We start from the raw sequence: 16969 nt of genomic DNA on the forward strand, positions 1-16969 counted from the left end.
AAAACTGATAGCAATCCCGGATACTGAAGCCCGTTCCTTAGCGTACAAGTGAAATTGGCCCCGATACTTTACTGATCTTACCGCTCGTGTCCGTCGTATTCAATATGTAGTAGTACGTACCTTCAGGTAATTGTTTTCCGTTTAAATTTCCATCCCATTTATTCCCTTCGTTTTTTGATTCAAACACTTGCCGACCGTATCGGTTAAAGACCTGGAGATGGAAATTTGTGATATTGCTGACGGTAACGGCAAAATTATCATTAATTCCATCGCCATTGGGCGTAAAGACATTGGGAATAAACATCGTGTTGCTGATGTCGCCATCGACGCTAATAGTTAAAATTCCTTTAGTCTCCGAACTACTGCAAGCTGTGCTTTGATAGGCAGTAAGCGTAATTTTATAGGAGCCGTTTTGCGTATACTCATGACTTGGATTAGCCTCGGCAGATCTACTTCCATCACCAAAGTCCCACAAATAGCTATCGGCATTAACCGACTCATTTACAAACTGAACGGTGGCGGGATTTTTAACATTTGCCGGGAGAGACAGACTTGTAGTAAAAATCGACTCCGGGCGATTGAGAAAAGGCATTATCGTTATGGCTGCCGCAGCACTAGCCGGGCATAAACCATCGTAGGCTGTCAAAGTATAAGTACCTGCCTGACTTGCATTATTGACAGGAATGGTTACAATAGATTGTTTAGACGCGAAATTATCAGGACCGTTCCATAAATAGGTCAGGCCTTGACTAAATATGGAACTTAATATCAATGTGTCCCCAATGCAGAACAGCTTTTTATTAACACTAATATTCGGTTTAACATTGTTTTGTGGTGAATTATCTGTGATAACGAAGCTTGTAGTAGCTGTCGCCAGGCAATTTGATCCCGTGCCGGCATAAAGTTTTACTGTTTTATTACCGGATGTATTATAATGCACTGTAAAATTCCGGTTTGCATCGGCTGATTGTAATACGCCATCACCAAAATCCCATCTTAGATTTTGATAACTTAAATTTGAGCAAGTGAAAGTATAAGTACGATCGGACGTGCAACCGGCGTTTATCGAGGTATACGTTATAGCTGGATCAGCCGGGGCAAACTGCCCGGTGCCTGACTTGCCATTCTCATCGGTGAAAGAAAGTGTAAATCCGATATTTGAAATAATTCCAGGTACTACGGCATAATCAACATTTACCGCTAAGGCATAATAATGGCCCTGTATCATATCTACATATTTTAATCGCCCATTCTGCCCTTGACCGCATATAGAAGGCTCGGAAATATCATTCTCGGTAAAAGAAAGCCCAATGGGATTTACCTGGCCATTACCGCAGAATACGGGTGACCAACCCATACAACGGATTACACTGGCAGCATTGGCGTTTGTGCAGTCGGGGGAAGCGCCAAGATCGTAAAGTAGAAATATATGATAGGAAGGCACGGACTGAGGAGTAATATTAAAAGCTAATGTCCCGCTATTTGCGGCCTTCCACTTAAACCAAAAACCGCCATATTCGCCGTGCGTTATACATGTCCCCTTCTCGCTGGCAGCGTTTGCGGTCAAACTTGCGTAAGAATCTAATACGGTATCTTCTTTTAATCCCCTGGTGATTGTATAATCTGCGGTAGTACATAGGAAAGCTGCCCTTGCACAGGTAACGGGGGCGTCGGCGGCTGGCACACTATTGATACATAGCTTAAAACTGCCAGTCTGATTATTTGATCCGGTAACCAATATATAATAGGTAACTTTTCTTTGTATTTGATCACTAAAAAAAGTAGTCACATTATTTGTAGTACTGCTGGTTCCTGCAACGGTGTCGCCGCTGCAATTCGCAAGCAACAATTTCAATTTAGGCGTGGCTAACGTTCCGCCGGCACCTTTACCGTTTATAGTCACATAAACACCGGTTGTATCGGCAGTAAACTTGAACCAGGTCTGACCGTTTTGGCTTGGTGCTGCATTTGAATATTGAGCACTATCAGAACAGGAATTTTTTAAATTTGTTAATGGAATAGCTTCCTGACAGTTATAGCCGGTTTGGGCTTTAACAATTTGATATGCCACCAGCAAGATGATGATTCCTATTATTTTTTTCAATATTTGAATGCGAATTATTTAGAATAATAATTAACAACTAAAAATTAATTTAAAGCCGGATGGCTATTAAATATCGTGTAAATGCGATTTAAGAAATTTACATTTTTAGTAATAACTTCCGCGTCATCAATTTGATCCGACAAAAGACCTAATCTTTGATTATTACCCTATTTTCCCTAAAAAAGGGCTGAATTAGCTTAATTCATTTTGCCCAGGCTTGTAGCTATTAAAGATAATGATTTAGACCCTAAATCATTGATTTCTTCAGCGAATTTCCATTTATCAGGCGAAAATATTTCCGGGAGCTTCGAAATTTTATTCCTTCGTAGAACTTAGACTTCACCCCGCTCAATTGCCGCGGAGGCTGTTACTTTTTGTCTTGATAGGAGACTATATACCTGTTACACCATGAGGAAATTATTTATTCATAAAATCTCGCAATGAGGGATGTGTAAATGTCTTCCAAAGTAGTAATATCCAAAAGCATACATTTAGAACCGTACCAAATGTGAGTAATGTACTTGCACTCGGCCAATGCAGAATTTTAAATAGGGCTCCAAATAGCCCCAATATGGAGCCGAAAATAAAGAACAAGAAAATATATTTTGTTTTCATCTATTACTTTTTAGACTTAGGTTTAGTCTTTGGCTTATCTTCTTTATCAGTTTTAGGCGGCGTAACACTCGCTTTCATAATGCTATGAAAGATGTTTGAAGCCTCTTGTGGTGTTTTGTTGTGTGACATATTCAAAGTTAACTATAAGATTGCAAAAACGGCACGAGACTTTCTCGATTTTGAACCAACACTACTATCTGTTCTCATCTTAATAGTAATGTATTTTATCAGCTGTTCGTAGGCGTCTACGGACTATTATGCCTGTAGTTTGCAACAACGGCAGGATTTTCAAATTCCGGCCCCCTATTACTTATTCTTCGCCTGCCATTCCGCATACTTCTGTTTTAAAAACTGGTAGCCGTCTTTTACATATTCGGGCGATGAAACTGTGAAGTGGTCGCCGGGGTAATAGGCAAACTGGAATTTTGAATTTAGTTTTTTCATTTCACCATCAAGCAGCACTACCGCATAGTTTAACAGGAAATTATCCTGTTTGCCTACCGAGATGCGCAGTTTGCCGTCCAGGTCGGGTTTAATCTGTTCCCAATTGGTGCGCAGGTATAACGAGATGTCGTAATTTTTCCAGTACGAAACCACAGCGGTATCTATCTCGCCGGTTGCGTAGTTGCAAAGCTGCTGTGGCGCTCCGTCGACCCCTTTTTTGCTGAAGACAAAGTTAAACGAGTGCATTTGTTCGCCGCGGTATACCGCGTTTTCAGCCAGGTAAATGTCCTTCATGGTAACCCATGGGAAAAAACCGGCAACGGTAGCAACTGAATTAAGCGTGCTGTCTTTACCATAAAACATATTTTTATCGGTGTAGAGGTTAATCTTTTGAAAGCTCCTGAAATCAACCGGGTCGGGTGAGCTTGACCAAGTGCCGTCAAATACCTTTGGGTAATGCGTTTGCAGCCAGGCTACCGTCCAGCCGCCGCTGCTGTGGCCAGTCAACAATTTGGCGCCATTGCAGCGGAATTGTTTTTCCAGTGCGGGGATAAACTCTGTTGTTAACGCGTCGCCCCATGGGCCATTGTTGTCGCTGTTGGCGTAAACACTGTGCCCGCCTGAGCAGTTTCCATCCAGGTAAACCGTAATTACGGGGATGGTGTCAATCGGCGCGCCCGGCGTTTCCGAACCAGAATAGCGGTGATAGTTGCCACCATAACCTGAGACCCTGAAAAGCACCGGGAATTTCCGGTTAGGGTCCGAATTATATTCCTTGGGCAAAATAACCGCAGCATCAACTGTCACCGGCCTGCCCTGCGATTTGGTGAGCAATGCCGATGGCACCCTTAACTCTTTAACAACCGCCGTCTCCTTAAATTCAGGTGCAAGGATAACCTTGTCTGCTAATAGATGATATACCAATTTAGTATTTTTGTCGATATCGACCTTTATCGGTTCGCTGTATATGTTCCCCGGGCTTTCGGCTATGGCTCGACCGCCTAAGTTTTTGTCCCATATTACTTCAGCGTAATAAGGCCCGCGCTGGATGTCGGAAAGGGCGGCAGGGTAGCTATTGGCTTCATCATTTATTTTTACAGTGCCACCGGGTTTTATATTTTTCACATGTACCGAAAAGTAGGCCGTTTTGCCGAACCCCACCATGCCGCCCGTCGGCGCCTTGTCTTTCGACAGGTACAAAACAACATAGCCGGTAAAAGGCTGGCTGGCCCCGGGAGAAACGTAGCTTACCTCGAACTGTTGCGCAAACGCACCAGTAATAACTGACGAAACAAGTAAAAGGCTTGATAAGATTTTTTTCATTTTCTATTGAATTTTTGATAGCAGGTTGATTGGGGTTAAATTTAGGAAATTATTGGTTTGGAGGGGATAAATAGTTTTCTTGGGTAACGGGAAAGACTATAAGTGTAGAGGTTTGGACTTGGGGAAGTTTTGGACGGCCAGGTGAAATAGTTCAAGACCTGGCATCGGTGCACGAAGGCTTCCACCTCCCCAGGCTTGGCCGGATACCCGAGAAGGGTGCCAGCGGGGCTGCTCGCCTTTGTAACTATTCGTTTTCAATCAGTTAGGGCTGCCCCAGCCAAGCAAGGAGCTTTCACTCATAATGCGAAGCTACAGCGTATCGTACAATTGAGTGTGCCCGTTTACAACCAACCAAATTTTTCTATCAGCCTTTCCTTTTGATTGCGTGCAACAGGTATATTTTTATCGTTCGAAAGGGTGAGGTAATTACCTTCACCGCGCACATACTTTTTAATATGATCCAGGTTGACCAGGTATTGGCGGTGTACCCTTAAAAAATTCCGTTCTTCTAATACCTCCTGTATGTCGCCCAGGGTTTTGGCTACGGTATGCTGCTGGCCGCCAAGCATAGTAAAGCGGGTATAATTATTGTCCGATTCGCAATAGATCACATTTTTTATCTCTACAAAAGTCACCCCGTTTTGAAAAGGCAAGGCTATTTTATCGGGAAACGCTTTTTCTCCGCCCTGCAATTGCTGTTTAAGCAGGCTAAGCTGCTGTTTATCGGGCCATTTGCGTTGCTCGGCCTTTTCTACGGCTGCTTTCAGGTCTTTCCCGTCAATAGGTTTGAGCAGGTAATCCAATGCGCTAAAGCGGAATGCTTTAACTGCAAACTGATCATAAGCAGTTACAAAAACAAGGCTAAAATTAATTTGGCCTATTTTTTCCAATAGCTGAAACCCGTTCATTACCGGCATTTCGATATCAAGGAACACCAGGTCGGGCAGTAGTCCGGTTATTTTTAAAAGGCCTTCCTGGCTATCGGTACATTCGGCTACTACCTGTATCTGCGGGCAATACATTTTTAGCTGCAAGGCCAATAGCTTTACGCAATCAGGTTCATCATCTATAATAATAGCTTTAAGCATTGTGGTATCTGTAAATTTTCTCTTTGATGTCGCGATATCTAAATTATTTAAGATGTAAGATCAACCTATGCCTAAAAGCCGCTCGGGCGCTGCGGCCTGTGCCTCGATTAAAGCCTGTGGCAAAGTATTAGAAAACTGCCGGAAATCCTTAACCAGGTGCTGGTAGTCGTGGTACCCGGCTTGAATAGCTACGCTTAGCCAACTGCTGTCGGGTTCACGGTCCTTAATTTGGTAAGCATGGTAAAAGCGGTTAATGCGGGCATACAGTTTTGGGGTGATGCCTGTTTGCTGCATAAACCGGCGCTCAAACTGGCTAACAGATAAGCAAGACAGGCCGGCCATTCTCTTTATTTCAAAATCAACCGGCTTTTCTGTAATTACCCGCATCACCTTATCGATAGGATAAAAATCAGCGTTTAAATTGCGAATCCTTTGCCCAATATATTCCTCAACAATTTGTACTATCCCTTCGTAGCTGGTCGAGTTTGCCATACGTTCATGCAAGCGGTTTATTTGTGGCAGGACGGTTTCGGCATCAATACGCTCGTCAATAAATTCGGTAAGCGGCAGGCGTAAAAATTTAGCTAAAGCGCCGGGCTGGAAATTAACAGCAAACATCAGGTAATGCGGCGAAAGATGAAAATCGAACCTCGACACCTGCGAACCATTGATGGCAGTTTTGGCAAACGTTTTTGAGGTGCCGGTTTTGGAATCAAACGCAGTTATCCCGCCCCGTAAGTAAAACACCAGGCTGTGTTGCGTATTTGCAGGAAAAGGTTTTACCGGCGGCGGCGCATTGCTATCAAAAACAAAATGCAGCAAAAGGTAATCCTTTACAAATGTTTTTAAATGTGGTGCTGGTGGTATTACGCTGTGAATCATTTTTTATTTGATCGATAACGAGTTTTATTATAATTTAAACAGGTATTTGAATGGTTACTTTTGTCCCGGTGGCGTTGTTCATACTATCCTTCATATCAGTAATGGTAACATCTGCCTTCATCTCATACAGCTGATTTATTATATTTATCCGTTCGGAGGTCATTTTTAATCCGAACGATTTTTGCCGGGTAGCCGATTTGCTTTTGTACGCTGCTGCCAATTCACGCCCGACACCGTCGTCCATAATTTCAATATGTAACAGGTGTTCTGATGGCTGCGTTACAGCTATCTTAATATTCCCGCCTTCTTTTTTATGCATTAAACCGTGCCATATAGCATTTTCTACATACGGCTGTAGTAAAAGGGGTGGGATGTCGGTGTATTGCTGATCTATTGCCGGGTCTACATTAATTTCATACCGTACCTTGTTCTTAAAACGCATGGCCTCCAGCTCAATATAAAGGCGCAGCGTTTCCAGTTCTTTTTGCAGGGTTACTTTTTCCGATTGTGAGTTTTCCAGTACCAGCCTGATGAGCTGCGAAAAAATGGTTAGATATTCGGATGCTGTTTGCGAATCATTTTCGAGTGTATAAAGCTTAATGGAGTTAAGGCAGTTGAATATAAAATGGGGGTTCATTTGTGCGCGCAGTGCCGTCATTTCGGTTTCTGCTATTTTTTGCTCAAACTCGGTTTGTACCTGTTTTATTTTTTGCGCTTCGCTGATATTGTTTTGTATTTGAAGCTCCCGAACCTTTTTATCCAGCTCACTTTCTAACTGCATTGCATAGGTTTTTTGCAGGGTGTTTTTCTCTGTCAAAACCAGCTTTGCACGGTAGGATAAAGCAAATGAAAAGCAAATGGCTTCAATGGTTAAGCCCAATATCAAAAATCCGGGAACAAAAACGAGTATGAGAAATAATTCGGTGTTTCGGGATGGCACCAAACCAAAAATACCTGTTATGGGGATACACCAAAGCAACAACAGGCTGAGCAAGCCACCAAACAGGAACCATTTTACGGGGTCTTTACTTAATGCAGTTAGCGCCAGTAAAATAAGGTGCATGATGATTATCGGCAAGAGGGATAAAACCAATGAATAATAATTGGGATTAAAAATGAACCACCCCCAATGTACTTGCAGAAATTCGATAACTATTTGTAAAATGGCAATGGTTAATAGCACTTTTACAGCTATCCATGTCTTTTTAAAATGTACAGGCAGTTTTAACATGCTCCCGATAAAAAGTGTGTAGAGTACCGGAATCAGAAAAAGGTAGCAGGAAAAAATGATATCTCTTACCAGGGTAGGAAAGAACATCAGCTGAAGCCTGATATCTATCCAAAATAACGCTGTAAGCAAGGCAGCAAAAGTGTAGCCAATGTAATATATAAAGGAAGTATCACGGTATAAATAATACTGGTAGAGTGCATAAATGCCAATGAAAAGCAAGCAGCCCGTTAATACGGCAAGCAGCAGGAACAGGTAACGGCTTAAGTAGTTGCCAACAGCAGCATCATTTGCCGACAGGTATGGCGTTTTAAGGTAAATGCCTGCGTTCATCAGTTGCTCTTTCCTGTCCTCGTTCCGTGCCCAATAGGTAACTGTGGAGTGTGGCAATATTTTTATCTGCAGCCCGAATTGATTGATGAGCGGAACATTTGCCTGGAAAGCGCCGCCAACCACAATAAGCTGTTTATTGTTATATAAGCGCGAAAAATAATGGGCGCCTACATCCACGCGTAAATCAACAGTATCTGTTAATGATATATTACTGATGATAAACTTATGCCATTGGATGATAAGCGGCCTCGACGAGAATTTCTCCTGCCTGTATTCCATTTTAAATGGACCGAACACCTGCCTTTTTGCTTCAGTAAAGGTTAGTGGCTTATCTGACGTTTCCTCAAAAAACAAACTTTTGTCGGCAATATCCAGTGATTGTTTCCATTTAGGCTGCCCATTTAATACGATGGTATCCTGCGCCGCAAGCCGTAAACATATAGCGGTGAACAGGAATAAGAAAAACAGGATTCGGCGCATACGGAAACTTATAGTATTTAAACTTACTTAAAGCAAACTGCATTACCTAAACCGATTGGTGAATAGCCGGAATTTTGAGGGAACGGCGAAAAACAGCGCCCGGTTGCCCATCCCTAACAGATAATACCGCTAACTCATCAAACCCGCCTTTCACCATAACGTATTTTTTAATTTATGCCGTATGGCTGAATTTTAACCCTGTAAACACCTAACACAACTTAAAAATGAAATCTGTAAACCTTAAAATCTTTATCGCCACAGCAGGGCTTATGGTACTTGCGGCTGCTTACGCAAAAGCACAGCCGCCTGCAGGTAAGTACAACACTACAAATTACCCCGAGGACAGGAAAGCCATTGAGGCATTAAACACACAGCAAGATAACTCGCAGTATTTAAACGATGACTATATCGCAGTAGGACCTGAAGGCAAAGTGTCCTATGGTTTCGAAGAATGGAAAAAAGGGTTTAATGATAATAATTTCACTTTTAAATCGGTAAAGCTTGTACCCGGCACCTATATTCTGCGCATATATAACGGCGATGCGGCAGTAAAGAGCCTGGTAGCCGATGTTGTATTCTCTACTCCCAAAGGAGATGTCGCAATCACCGTAATCCGCACAGAAACCTACATTAAAGAAAATGGCAAGTGGTATTTTGTAAGCGGCCAGGGGACTAAAAAGGCCACCGACGAAGAGAAGGAAAAATTGGGGACAAAAGTTTTAGAGAAAAACTAAACACCAACCCTATGAGATACGGCAAAACGTTAGCAATTGCTGGTTTGTACAGCAACCTGTTTTTCCTGTTCATTTTTACTTTAATGCATTTTATCCGCCCGGATAAAAGCATCGCCGGCAGCTTTGTGAGCGAATACGCGGTAGGTAACTATGGCTGGCTGATGACGCTTGGCTTCTTTTGTCTCGCAACAGGCTCGCTATGCCTGCTCATCGGTTTATTAAACAGCATTAAAGCATCTAAAACCGCCATTGTTACTTTATGTATTTGGTGTACCGGCGCTTTCCTTTTTTCAATATTCACTACCGACCTGCCGGGCACGCCACCAACACCGCAGGGCTTAATTCATGGCTTTTCGGCGCTAATTGCCTTAGTGAACCTGGGTATCTCTATGCTTGCCTGGGGTTTTACTTTTACCAGGAATGATAACTGGCTTACTGTGGCAAAAACATCATGGGTGTTCGGCGGGTTGGGCATTGCTATGTTCATTGTTTTCCTCTTCAGCCCGCCCTCATTAAGGGGGCTCACCGAAAGAATACTGATAGTTTGGGATGTAAGCTGGCTGGTACTGGTTAGCAGGCAACTTTATATTAATTCAATTTAAAAATCAAATATGATAACCCCCGAAAATTTCAGATTAAGATTCAGGCTTTTTGTTTTGGTGTTGCTGCTCTCCATAACCGGCGGCAACGTATTTAGCCAAAGTCCCAATTATCAAATTTATGCTTTAAAATTTGCTTCGCTTAATTTCAAAGTGCCTATTGCGGCTATGGCTGTTGGCTCGGCAAGTAAAGACAGCACCGGTGTATGCTATATGATTTATTTATTGAAAGGCGATAATGGCAAACTGATATTGGTTGATGCCGGGTTTACCGAACCAATTAAACCTTATCCCTCGCAGGCATTTACTTACATCCGGCCCGATTCCATGCTGATGAAAATAAACATCAACCCAAGGGATATTACCGACGTGATTATAACCCACCCGCACTGGGACCATATTGGCGGTATCGATCTTTTTCCAAATGCCATGGTTTGGATGCAAAAAGAAGACTTTAACTATTTTGTTGGTGCCGCATGGCAAAAAGGAGAAGACCCGAATAACGGATTTAACCCGATAGATGTAAACAAAATAATTGAAAAGAATTTAACGGGGAAACTCAACCTGGTAAAAGGTGACAGTGTTGAGATCACCCCTGGGGTTCGCGTGTTTATTGGGTCAAAACACACTTTTGAGTGCCAATATGTATTGGTAGTTTCAGGGGCTGCTAAGGTAATTATCGCGTCAGATAATAGCTATTTATACTACAACCTTGCTAATTTATTGTCGATTCCGATAACGTTGGACCAAAAGGCTTATCTACAAAATCTAAAAAGGATGAGGGGCATGGTAAAAAATATCGACCTAATTCTTCCCGGTCACGACCCGCTGGTATTTTCAAAGTTTCCGAAAGTAACGGACGGTGTGGTGAAAATAAAATAAAATATGCCGATTTTTTACCACCATAACTGCTTGCTTTTAAGTCATTTTTGAAATAAAACACCAAACCCGTCATGGAAAAAACCTATCAAAATGTGAGCTACTTTGTAGTCGTAATTTTAGCCTTTGTTATCTGGGGCTTTTACCGAACTTATTTCGGCCTGTTTCCTTCTTTTAATGGTATAACCACCGTGCAGCACTTTCATGGGTTCATGATGTTAAGCTGGTTTGCCATGCTTATTGTTCAGCCATTTTTAATCCGCTACAAAAAGTATCAACTGCACCGCAATTTGGGCAAGGTATCCTATGTGCTGGTGCCGTTGCTGTTACTCTCTGTTTTTTTAGTTACCAAAGGCCAGTTTCAGCGTTTGGCGCCCACCATCCCGAAAGAACAGAACATTGCCGGCCTGGCATTGAACCTGCCCGATATTTTCGCTTTCGGCGCTTTGTACATATTGGCCCTGGTTTATAAAAAGAACAGTGCTTACCACATGCGCTATATGATAGCTACGGCCTTTTTAATGCTGGGCCCCGGCGTAGGCAGGGCAATGATCATTTACGGCGGGGTACCGTTTCCGCTGGCGATTGAATACTCGCTGCTATTAACAGATGCGTTGGCAATAGGATTTATTATTTATGACGCAATCAATAAAAGGCCATATAAACCTTACCTGGTTACCCTTGGTATTTTGGTTGCTATGCATTTGATCTGGCAGTTTCAGCTATCTGCACCATGGCAGGCATTTGCCGGCAAATTTTCGCAATTGTTTTTTTGACCAATTATTATAAACCCAATAACATGACACATTCAGACCCAAAACAAAATCCGCTTAACCTGAAAATAATCGGTGTGATGACCGCTTATTACCTGGTTAGCCTTTACTACTTCAGTACCATTACATCTAATTATTTCATTATTTATCCTTCGTTTTCTAAGATTAATGAGCATTATGATGAGTATATGGGTGTGTTTAATGCCTCGGCAAGAATTTTGATGATTTATTCTTCTGTCGCGTTGGTGTTCATATCCGTTTTGATGCTTTGGTTTCGGCCCGGCGCATTTCCACGGCAGGTAATTTGGGTTACTATCGTGCTGAGTGCTGTGTCCGTTTGTGCAACGTTGTTTGTTATACTGCCAATTCAATTATCGCTATGGATAAAAGGTTTTGATGCGACGCTTTACCAGCACTTGCTAAGCGTCAGTTTAAACTTCCAGATCATACCTTCTTTAATGCAGGTTTTAATGGGATTATGGTTGCTGAACAGGTATTTAAGCGATATAAAATTGCTGAGCCGCTGGGTGTTTATCTTGTTTTTTAGTCTCACCTTTTGGACGATAAATTATGATGCCTTAGTAAGTTTCTCATTATACACTCCTGTTGGCGCAAAAGACTGGCTTGCTTTCAGGGAGGCTATCGTGCCAACAAAATTTATCTGGATGCTCATCCTGGCTTTCGTCCCAATGCTGTTAACAATCCCTATGTTTTGGTTGCGGCCAAAAAGCATCCCTAAATGGCTGGTCGGCATTTACGGGCTTACTATTTTTTGGATATTCTTTATCAGCTTTATTTATATAGCAAAAGATTTGCAGGGCTATCTGACACACAATTACTCGCGCGCCAAAATTGAAGAACTCATTAACAGCGATTTTCAATACCGGGGATTGCCTGCAATGGTATTAACTTTAATTGCCGCGTGGATGTTTATAAAAGTGGGGCAACAGAAAATTGCCGGCGAAAGTATATCTCAAACAAAAACCAGATAAATGCATGCGCGTAATTTACTGGACGTGGTTAAAAAATTAACCTACCTTTAAGCTAATGGTATTACTGGAATTTGCACCAAGCCCAGCCTTATCCGAATTTGTACGGGTGTACAGGATCGTGCATTTTGTATTTGACGATATTACTAAGATACCATTCAAGGCCTATCCGCCAAAGCCAGAGCACTGTTTAAGTTTTTACCCGCGGGATACCGAACGTGTTGAATTTGCCAATAGCGACAAAAAGGTAAGCAATTTAAACGCGGTTATTATTGGCCAGCAAACCGAAGTAACTAACCGTTATGTAGGTAAGGATTTTTTAGTTTTCCAGGTGGTGTTTAGTCCGGGGGCATTATATCGCTTAACGGGAATACCGTCAAACGAACTTAACAACGGTTATATAGATGCCGAAGCTATTTTTTGCAATGGCATACCCGAGGTAAACGCCAAGCTTAATGATGCGAGGGGGTACCCGGAGATGGTAACGGTAGTTGAGTGTTTTCTGGCCGCGCAAATAAAACGGTGTACAAGAGATTTTCACCGTATGGATGGGCTCAGTAATATGATGTTGCGGACAAAGGAAAATATGAGTATAGAATGGCTTGCCGGTGAAGCTTGTTTGAGCCTGCGGCAGTACGAACGGAAGTTTATAGAACGTATGGGCGCTTCGCCTAGGTATTTTAACAAAGTGATCCGTTTTGAAAATGCTTTCCGGATGAAAAATATGTACCCGCACTTAAGCTGGTTTACCATTGCTATTGAATGCGGGTATTACGATTACCAGCATTTGGTAAAAGATTACCAGGCATTCACACAGAAAACGCCGGCCGACTTTCACGCGCTCGACCTTAAATCGCCGGAAAGAGAATTTGGGGAGGCCGACACTTATTAAAATGTCGTTTTTTTACCACTAAACAGGTATCGTTTACTCCCATATTTGCCTCACTATCAATCACAATTTAATTAAAAACCATGCAAAGAAGAAACTTTTTATTGGCAGGGGCAGTAGGTATCCCGGCTTTAGCTATCGGCCAAAAAACCGGGTTCAGGAAACCGCGCCTTAGAAAAGGTTTTGTAGTGAAAGCTAATGAGAGCCGCTTTAACGAAAAGACGGTACTAAGCGGCAATTGCCCTAATGATATTAAGGTTTCCACAAAAGACACCGATGGCGACCTGTCAGCCTTTACTTACACAGGTAATGTAAAAGGTGGGCCGCCATTACATGTTCACCCTTTCCAGGACGAAATATTTTTTATTTTGGAGGGGGATTTCCTGTTCCAGGTAGGAGAAGAAAAACATAATCTTACCGCCGGCGATACCATATTTTTGCCTAGAGATGTTCCGCATACTTTTGCGCAATTATCAGATAAGGGCAGGGTTTTCTTCTTTTTTCAACCATCGGGTAAAATGGAAGATTTTTTCAGGGCTGCCGGAGATAGCAAAGCAAACCTCAATCCCAAACTATTTGATGACCATGATATTCATGTTGTTGGCCCCCCGTTAAAGTATGATTAGTTTAATTTGCCTGCAGTTAATGTCTTCGCGCTAAACGTTTCAAATCAATTGAACGAGAATTCGAAAGCTTGCCCATGTTGCCGCGTTTTTTCTTCGCTACCGCTCCAGCCTTGTGGTTCGCTGATAGGTAGCCACAAGACGTGCGTCTTGTGGTAGCGAAAAAGCAAAACTCTTGCGGCAGCGGGGGAAATACCCTATGTATTTGCACACAGGAGACAAAGGCTCCATACCCGTTTGCGTCTATGCATAGACGCCTTTTCAAGCGAAGTACTTGAGCATACGTGCATATAAATATTATCCGGCTCTTATATCAAACGATGTACCACCGCCAATTTCACCAACGCTGTAGTATTCTTCACATTATACTTTGCAATCATATTTTTGCGATGTGAATCTATCGTGGTTACATCAACAAACAAGCTGCCGGCAATTTCCTGGGTGGTAAAGCCGTCTGCTATCAGTTCTAAAATTTCGCGCTCGCGGCGGGTGAGCGGGGGGAAGTCCGGGTGGTCGGGTTTGCGCATGGCCAGGGCGGCAGAACGGCTAAAGACGTTTTTCCCTTTTACCGCATTTTCAATGGCTTCGATGATTTCCTGCTTCGGCGCGTCCTTCAGCAGGTAGCCACTGGCGCCGCTGTTCATCATTTTTTTGATAATGCCTGGCTGATTGTTGGTGCTTAGTGCCAAAATATGGATGGCCGGGTATCTCTTTTTAACCTCGGCGCACAGTTCTATACCATTGGCATCTGGCAGGTTGATATCCATCAAAATAACATCGGGCTGGTTGTTTTTTAGCAGGCTGTAAAGGTCGGTTGCTGTGGCGCAACTGGCCATGCATGTGATGTTTTGCTCGTTAGCCAATATGAAATTTATACCTGCAATAACCAGCGGATGGTCTTCAACCAAAATTATATTTATCATACCGGTACTTCTATGTAAACATGTGTTCCTTTGTTTTTAACGCTCTGTATATCAATCTTCCCGTTTAAAAAACCGACCCGGCTTAGCAGGCTTTTGTAGCCTATCCCTGTGGATTCGGGCAGCGTTTCTACATCAAAACCTTTACCATTGTCTTCTACGGTGAGGTTCAACTCGTTGCCTTTAACAATCAACTGCACCATACCAGTTGATGCGCCGGCGTGCTTAATTACGTTGTTAACCAGTTCCTGTGCCATACGGTAAACGGTTATTTTAACGGTATTGTCAAACTCCACATTCTGCGTGCCGAAGCTTTGGTAAGTTACATTTAGCGCGCCACTGTTGGTAATTTGCTGACAATAATCTGCCAGGGCCTCATCAAAAGTTAATTTCAACAGCGTTTCGGGCATCATATTGTGCACCACGCGGCGGAGTTCGGTAATGGATTGGTCGAGCATTTCCATGGTTCGCTCAAAGGCAAGTACATTTTCCTGTGTTAGTATAAAGTTCTGTTTCATGCTGCTTAATGAAAATTTTGCGCCTGATAGTATGCCGCCAAGTCCATCGTGAAGGTCTTTGGCGATTCGTTTACGTTCTTCCTCCTGGCTGCGTAACATAGTTTCGGTTGCTAATAGTTTTTGTTCCTGTTCCAGTTCGGTTATGCGCTGTTGCTTCACCTTGTCCTCAACGGCTAATAACCTGTTTTTTTGGCGATAATACCGGTAATACAAATAGCCTATCAATCCAACTATTATAACCGAGCCGCCAAACACCCAACTAATTATCTTTTGTTGTGTTATAGTTAATTTTTGAATATTTTGCTCCTCGTGGAGGCTTTTTATCTCCGACTCCTTTTTGCTTACCGCGTATTGTACTTGCAGTTCCTGGTTGTATTTTAATATTTTGCCCGATACTTCCACGTTCCGCAGGGAGTCGCTGATGCCGCGTTGTTTGTTATAGGTTGGCAAATCGCCGGTGGCAAGGGCGATATCGCTTAGCAGCAGGTGTACATCAGCATTATTGATTTTATTAACGGTAAAAATGGTAACTGCCTGCCGGGCATAGTAACCGGCCGGGTTGTAATCCTTGAGCTTAAAATAATATAACGATAAAAAATAGTTGCCAAGCCCAACCCCTTTTACATCCTTTGTTTTTGCAGACAACAATAGCATTTCTTCCGCATTTGCTTTTGCAGCGGTCAGTTTATTTGTTGCCAATAAAATGCTGCTCATACTACCCAGGGCATTTATGGCGTTCGACTCATCGTTCAACCTTTTAGCCAGCTCATATTGCTGTTCAATAAGCACCATAGCAGTATCTGTGCGGTTCATTTTTGCCAACACGCTGCCTAAATTGGCATAGGCCACGAGCAGGGCGTCGTTGTTTTTGGTGGCACGGCTAAAGGCGATTGCTTTAATGCCATAAGCATATGCCTTTTCCGGCATTTCGAGCGATGAATAAATGGCCAGCACATTGCCGTAAACTGTGGCCAGGTTGGCGCTGTCGCTTTTTGTTTTTAGCTGTTCGTACAGGTTGATGGCCTGTTGAAAATATTCGAGGGTTTTAATCCTGTTGCCAAGGTCGTCGTAAATGGAGGCCGTATTATTATACGCGGCTGCCAGCAGGCGTAGTTTGTTTATCTTTTTTGCGAGATCGATAGCCTGCAGGCAAAGTTTAAGCGCAGCCGGGTATTTCGCCTGGTTCTCCAGCACCTCCGTCATACAGGCGAGGTAGCGCATCTTGCCGATATTATAGCCTATTTTAATACTCAACTTGTTACCGGCCTCATAATAATAAACAGCCGAATCTGGGTTGTTGGCTTCATAGTTTACACCTAAATTGAATAACCTGTCGGCTTTCTGGCGTTCGTCCACATTTTCCGACAGCTGTTTGAGCAGCAGGTTGCGCTGCTGTTTCCAGTTTTCCTGCCCATAAACCCTAACGCTGCATGAAATAAATAATACGATAAATAAAGTATTAATAGCAATAGGTTTTTTGGATAAGATATTTTGTAAAATGTTGTGCATTAAGCATTTTTAAATATTAATATAAAGGTGAGTAATATT

At 42.7% G+C, this 16969-nt stretch carries 14 protein-coding genes; 7 read left to right on the forward strand and 7 right to left on the reverse strand.

Annotated elements, in window-relative coordinates; genetic code table 11:
* Positions 1 to 37: 37 nt before the first annotated feature.
* The 5 genes from Q0R52_RS02310 to Q0R52_RS02330 all read right to left on the reverse strand — a co-directional run bounded on the left by Q0R52_RS02310 (position 38) and on the right by Q0R52_RS02330 (position 8497).
* A complete protein-coding gene (locus Q0R52_RS02310) occupies positions 38 to 2104 on the reverse strand; it encodes a gliding motility-associated C-terminal domain-containing protein (protein ID WP_295791712.1) in 2067 nt (688 codons plus the stop codon).
* Positions 2105 to 3025: 921 nt separating this feature from the next.
* Positions 3026 to 4486, reverse strand: coding sequence for an alpha/beta hydrolase-fold protein (locus Q0R52_RS02315; RefSeq protein WP_295791714.1), 1461 nt, complete (start codon positions 4484 to 4486; stop codon positions 3026 to 3028).
* Positions 4487 to 4827: 341 nt separating this feature from the next.
* Positions 4828 to 5574 (reverse strand): LytTR family DNA-binding domain-containing protein, encoded by a 747-nt coding sequence (locus tag Q0R52_RS02320; RefSeq protein ID WP_295791716.1) that lies wholly within the window; start codon positions 5572 to 5574, stop codon positions 4828 to 4830.
* A 60-nt stretch (positions 5575 to 5634) separates the two neighbouring features.
* Positions 5635 to 6456: an AraC family transcriptional regulator gene (locus tag Q0R52_RS02325; RefSeq protein WP_295791718.1), complete on the reverse strand. Its 822-nt coding sequence runs from the start codon at positions 6454 to 6456 to the stop codon at positions 5635 to 5637.
* Positions 6457 to 6490: 34 nt separating this feature from the next.
* Positions 6491 to 8497, reverse strand: a complete 2007-nt coding sequence (locus tag Q0R52_RS02330) for a histidine kinase (protein WP_295791720.1) — start codon at positions 8495 to 8497, stop codon at positions 6491 to 6493.
* 224 nt (positions 8498 to 8721) lie between these two features.
* On the opposite strand from Q0R52_RS02330, the gene Q0R52_RS02335 reads away from it, so the two are divergent.
* From Q0R52_RS02335 to Q0R52_RS02365, 7 genes are all read left to right on the forward strand, one after another.
* Positions 8722 to 9231, forward strand: a complete 510-nt coding sequence (locus tag Q0R52_RS02335) for a nuclear transport factor 2 family protein (RefSeq protein ID WP_295791722.1) — start codon at positions 8722 to 8724, stop codon at positions 9229 to 9231.
* An 11-nt stretch (positions 9232 to 9242) separates the two neighbouring features.
* Positions 9243 to 9833, forward strand: a complete 591-nt coding sequence (locus Q0R52_RS02340; protein WP_295791724.1) for a DUF998 domain-containing protein — start codon at positions 9243 to 9245, stop codon at positions 9831 to 9833.
* Between the two features lie 9 nt (positions 9834 to 9842).
* Positions 9843 to 10712, forward strand: coding sequence for an N-acyl homoserine lactonase family protein (locus tag Q0R52_RS02345; protein ID WP_295791726.1), 870 nt, complete (start codon positions 9843 to 9845; stop codon positions 10710 to 10712).
* A gap of 71 nt (positions 10713 to 10783) precedes the next feature.
* Positions 10784 to 11485 (forward strand): hypothetical protein, encoded by a 702-nt coding sequence (locus tag Q0R52_RS02350; protein WP_295791728.1) that lies wholly within the window; start codon positions 10784 to 10786, stop codon positions 11483 to 11485.
* 23 nt (positions 11486 to 11508) lie between these two features.
* Positions 11509 to 12474 (forward strand): hypothetical protein, encoded by a 966-nt coding sequence (locus Q0R52_RS02355; protein WP_295791730.1) that lies wholly within the window; start codon positions 11509 to 11511, stop codon positions 12472 to 12474.
* A 55-nt stretch (positions 12475 to 12529) separates the two neighbouring features.
* Positions 12530 to 13363 (forward strand): helix-turn-helix domain-containing protein, encoded by an 834-nt coding sequence (locus tag Q0R52_RS02360; protein ID WP_295791732.1) that lies wholly within the window; start codon positions 12530 to 12532, stop codon positions 13361 to 13363.
* Positions 13364 to 13443: 80 nt separating this feature from the next.
* Positions 13444 to 13986, forward strand: a complete 543-nt coding sequence (locus tag Q0R52_RS02365; RefSeq protein ID WP_295791734.1) for a cupin domain-containing protein — start codon at positions 13444 to 13446, stop codon at positions 13984 to 13986.
* A gap of 305 nt (positions 13987 to 14291) precedes the next feature.
* Here the strand turns inward: Q0R52_RS02365 and Q0R52_RS02370 are convergent, their stop codons facing one another.
* On the reverse strand, positions 14292 to 14906 hold the full coding sequence (locus tag Q0R52_RS02370) for a response regulator transcription factor (RefSeq protein ID WP_295791737.1): 615 nt from the start codon (positions 14904 to 14906) through the stop codon (positions 14292 to 14294).
* Complete coding sequence (locus Q0R52_RS02375; RefSeq protein ID WP_295791739.1) at positions 14903 to 16930, reverse strand: sensor histidine kinase; 2028 nt, start codon at positions 16928 to 16930, stop codon at positions 14903 to 14905. Before Q0R52_RS02375 ends, Q0R52_RS02370 begins: the two co-directional genes overlap by 4 nt.
* Positions 16931 to 16969 lie beyond the last annotated feature (39 nt).

Source organism: Mucilaginibacter sp. (genome assembly GCF_025359345.1).
Lineage (GTDB): Bacteria > Bacteroidota > Bacteroidia > Sphingobacteriales > Sphingobacteriaceae > Mucilaginibacter.

Excerpts from the sequence above, each read along its gene's own strand:
- Q0R52_RS02320 (WP_295791716.1), bottom strand. The coding sequence starts at position 5,574 with ATGCTTAAAGCTATTATTATAGATGATGAACCTGATTGCGTAAAGCTA.
- Q0R52_RS02360 (WP_295791732.1), top strand. The coding sequence starts at position 12,530 with ATGGTATTACTGGAATTTGCACCAAGCCCAGCCTTATCCGAATTTGTA.
- Q0R52_RS02330 (WP_295791720.1), bottom strand. The coding sequence starts at position 8,497 with ATGCGCCGAATCCTGTTTTTCTTATTCCTGTTCACCGCTATATGTTTA.
- Q0R52_RS02325 (WP_295791718.1), bottom strand. The coding sequence starts at position 6,456 with ATGATTCACAGCGTAATACCACCAGCACCACATTTAAAAACATTTGTA.
- Q0R52_RS02345 (WP_295791726.1), top strand. The coding sequence starts at position 9,843 with ATGATAACCCCCGAAAATTTCAGATTAAGATTCAGGCTTTTTGTTTTG.
- Q0R52_RS02340 (WP_295791724.1), top strand. The coding sequence starts at position 9,243 with ATGAGATACGGCAAAACGTTAGCAATTGCTGGTTTGTACAGCAACCTG.
- Q0R52_RS02350 (WP_295791728.1), top strand. The coding sequence starts at position 10,784 with ATGGAAAAAACCTATCAAAATGTGAGCTACTTTGTAGTCGTAATTTTA.
- Q0R52_RS02375 (WP_295791739.1), bottom strand. The coding sequence starts at position 16,930 with ATGCACAACATTTTACAAAATATCTTATCCAAAAAACCTATTGCTATT.
- Q0R52_RS02370 (WP_295791737.1), bottom strand. The coding sequence starts at position 14,906 with ATGATAAATATAATTTTGGTTGAAGACCATCCGCTGGTTATTGCAGGT.
- Q0R52_RS02355 (WP_295791730.1), top strand. The coding sequence starts at position 11,509 with ATGACACATTCAGACCCAAAACAAAATCCGCTTAACCTGAAAATAATC.
- Q0R52_RS02315 (WP_295791714.1), bottom strand. The coding sequence starts at position 4,486 with ATGAAAAAAATCTTATCAAGCCTTTTACTTGTTTCGTCAGTTATTACT.
- Q0R52_RS02365 (WP_295791734.1), top strand. The coding sequence starts at position 13,444 with ATGCAAAGAAGAAACTTTTTATTGGCAGGGGCAGTAGGTATCCCGGCT.
- Q0R52_RS02335 (WP_295791722.1), top strand. The coding sequence starts at position 8,722 with ATGAAATCTGTAAACCTTAAAATCTTTATCGCCACAGCAGGGCTTATG.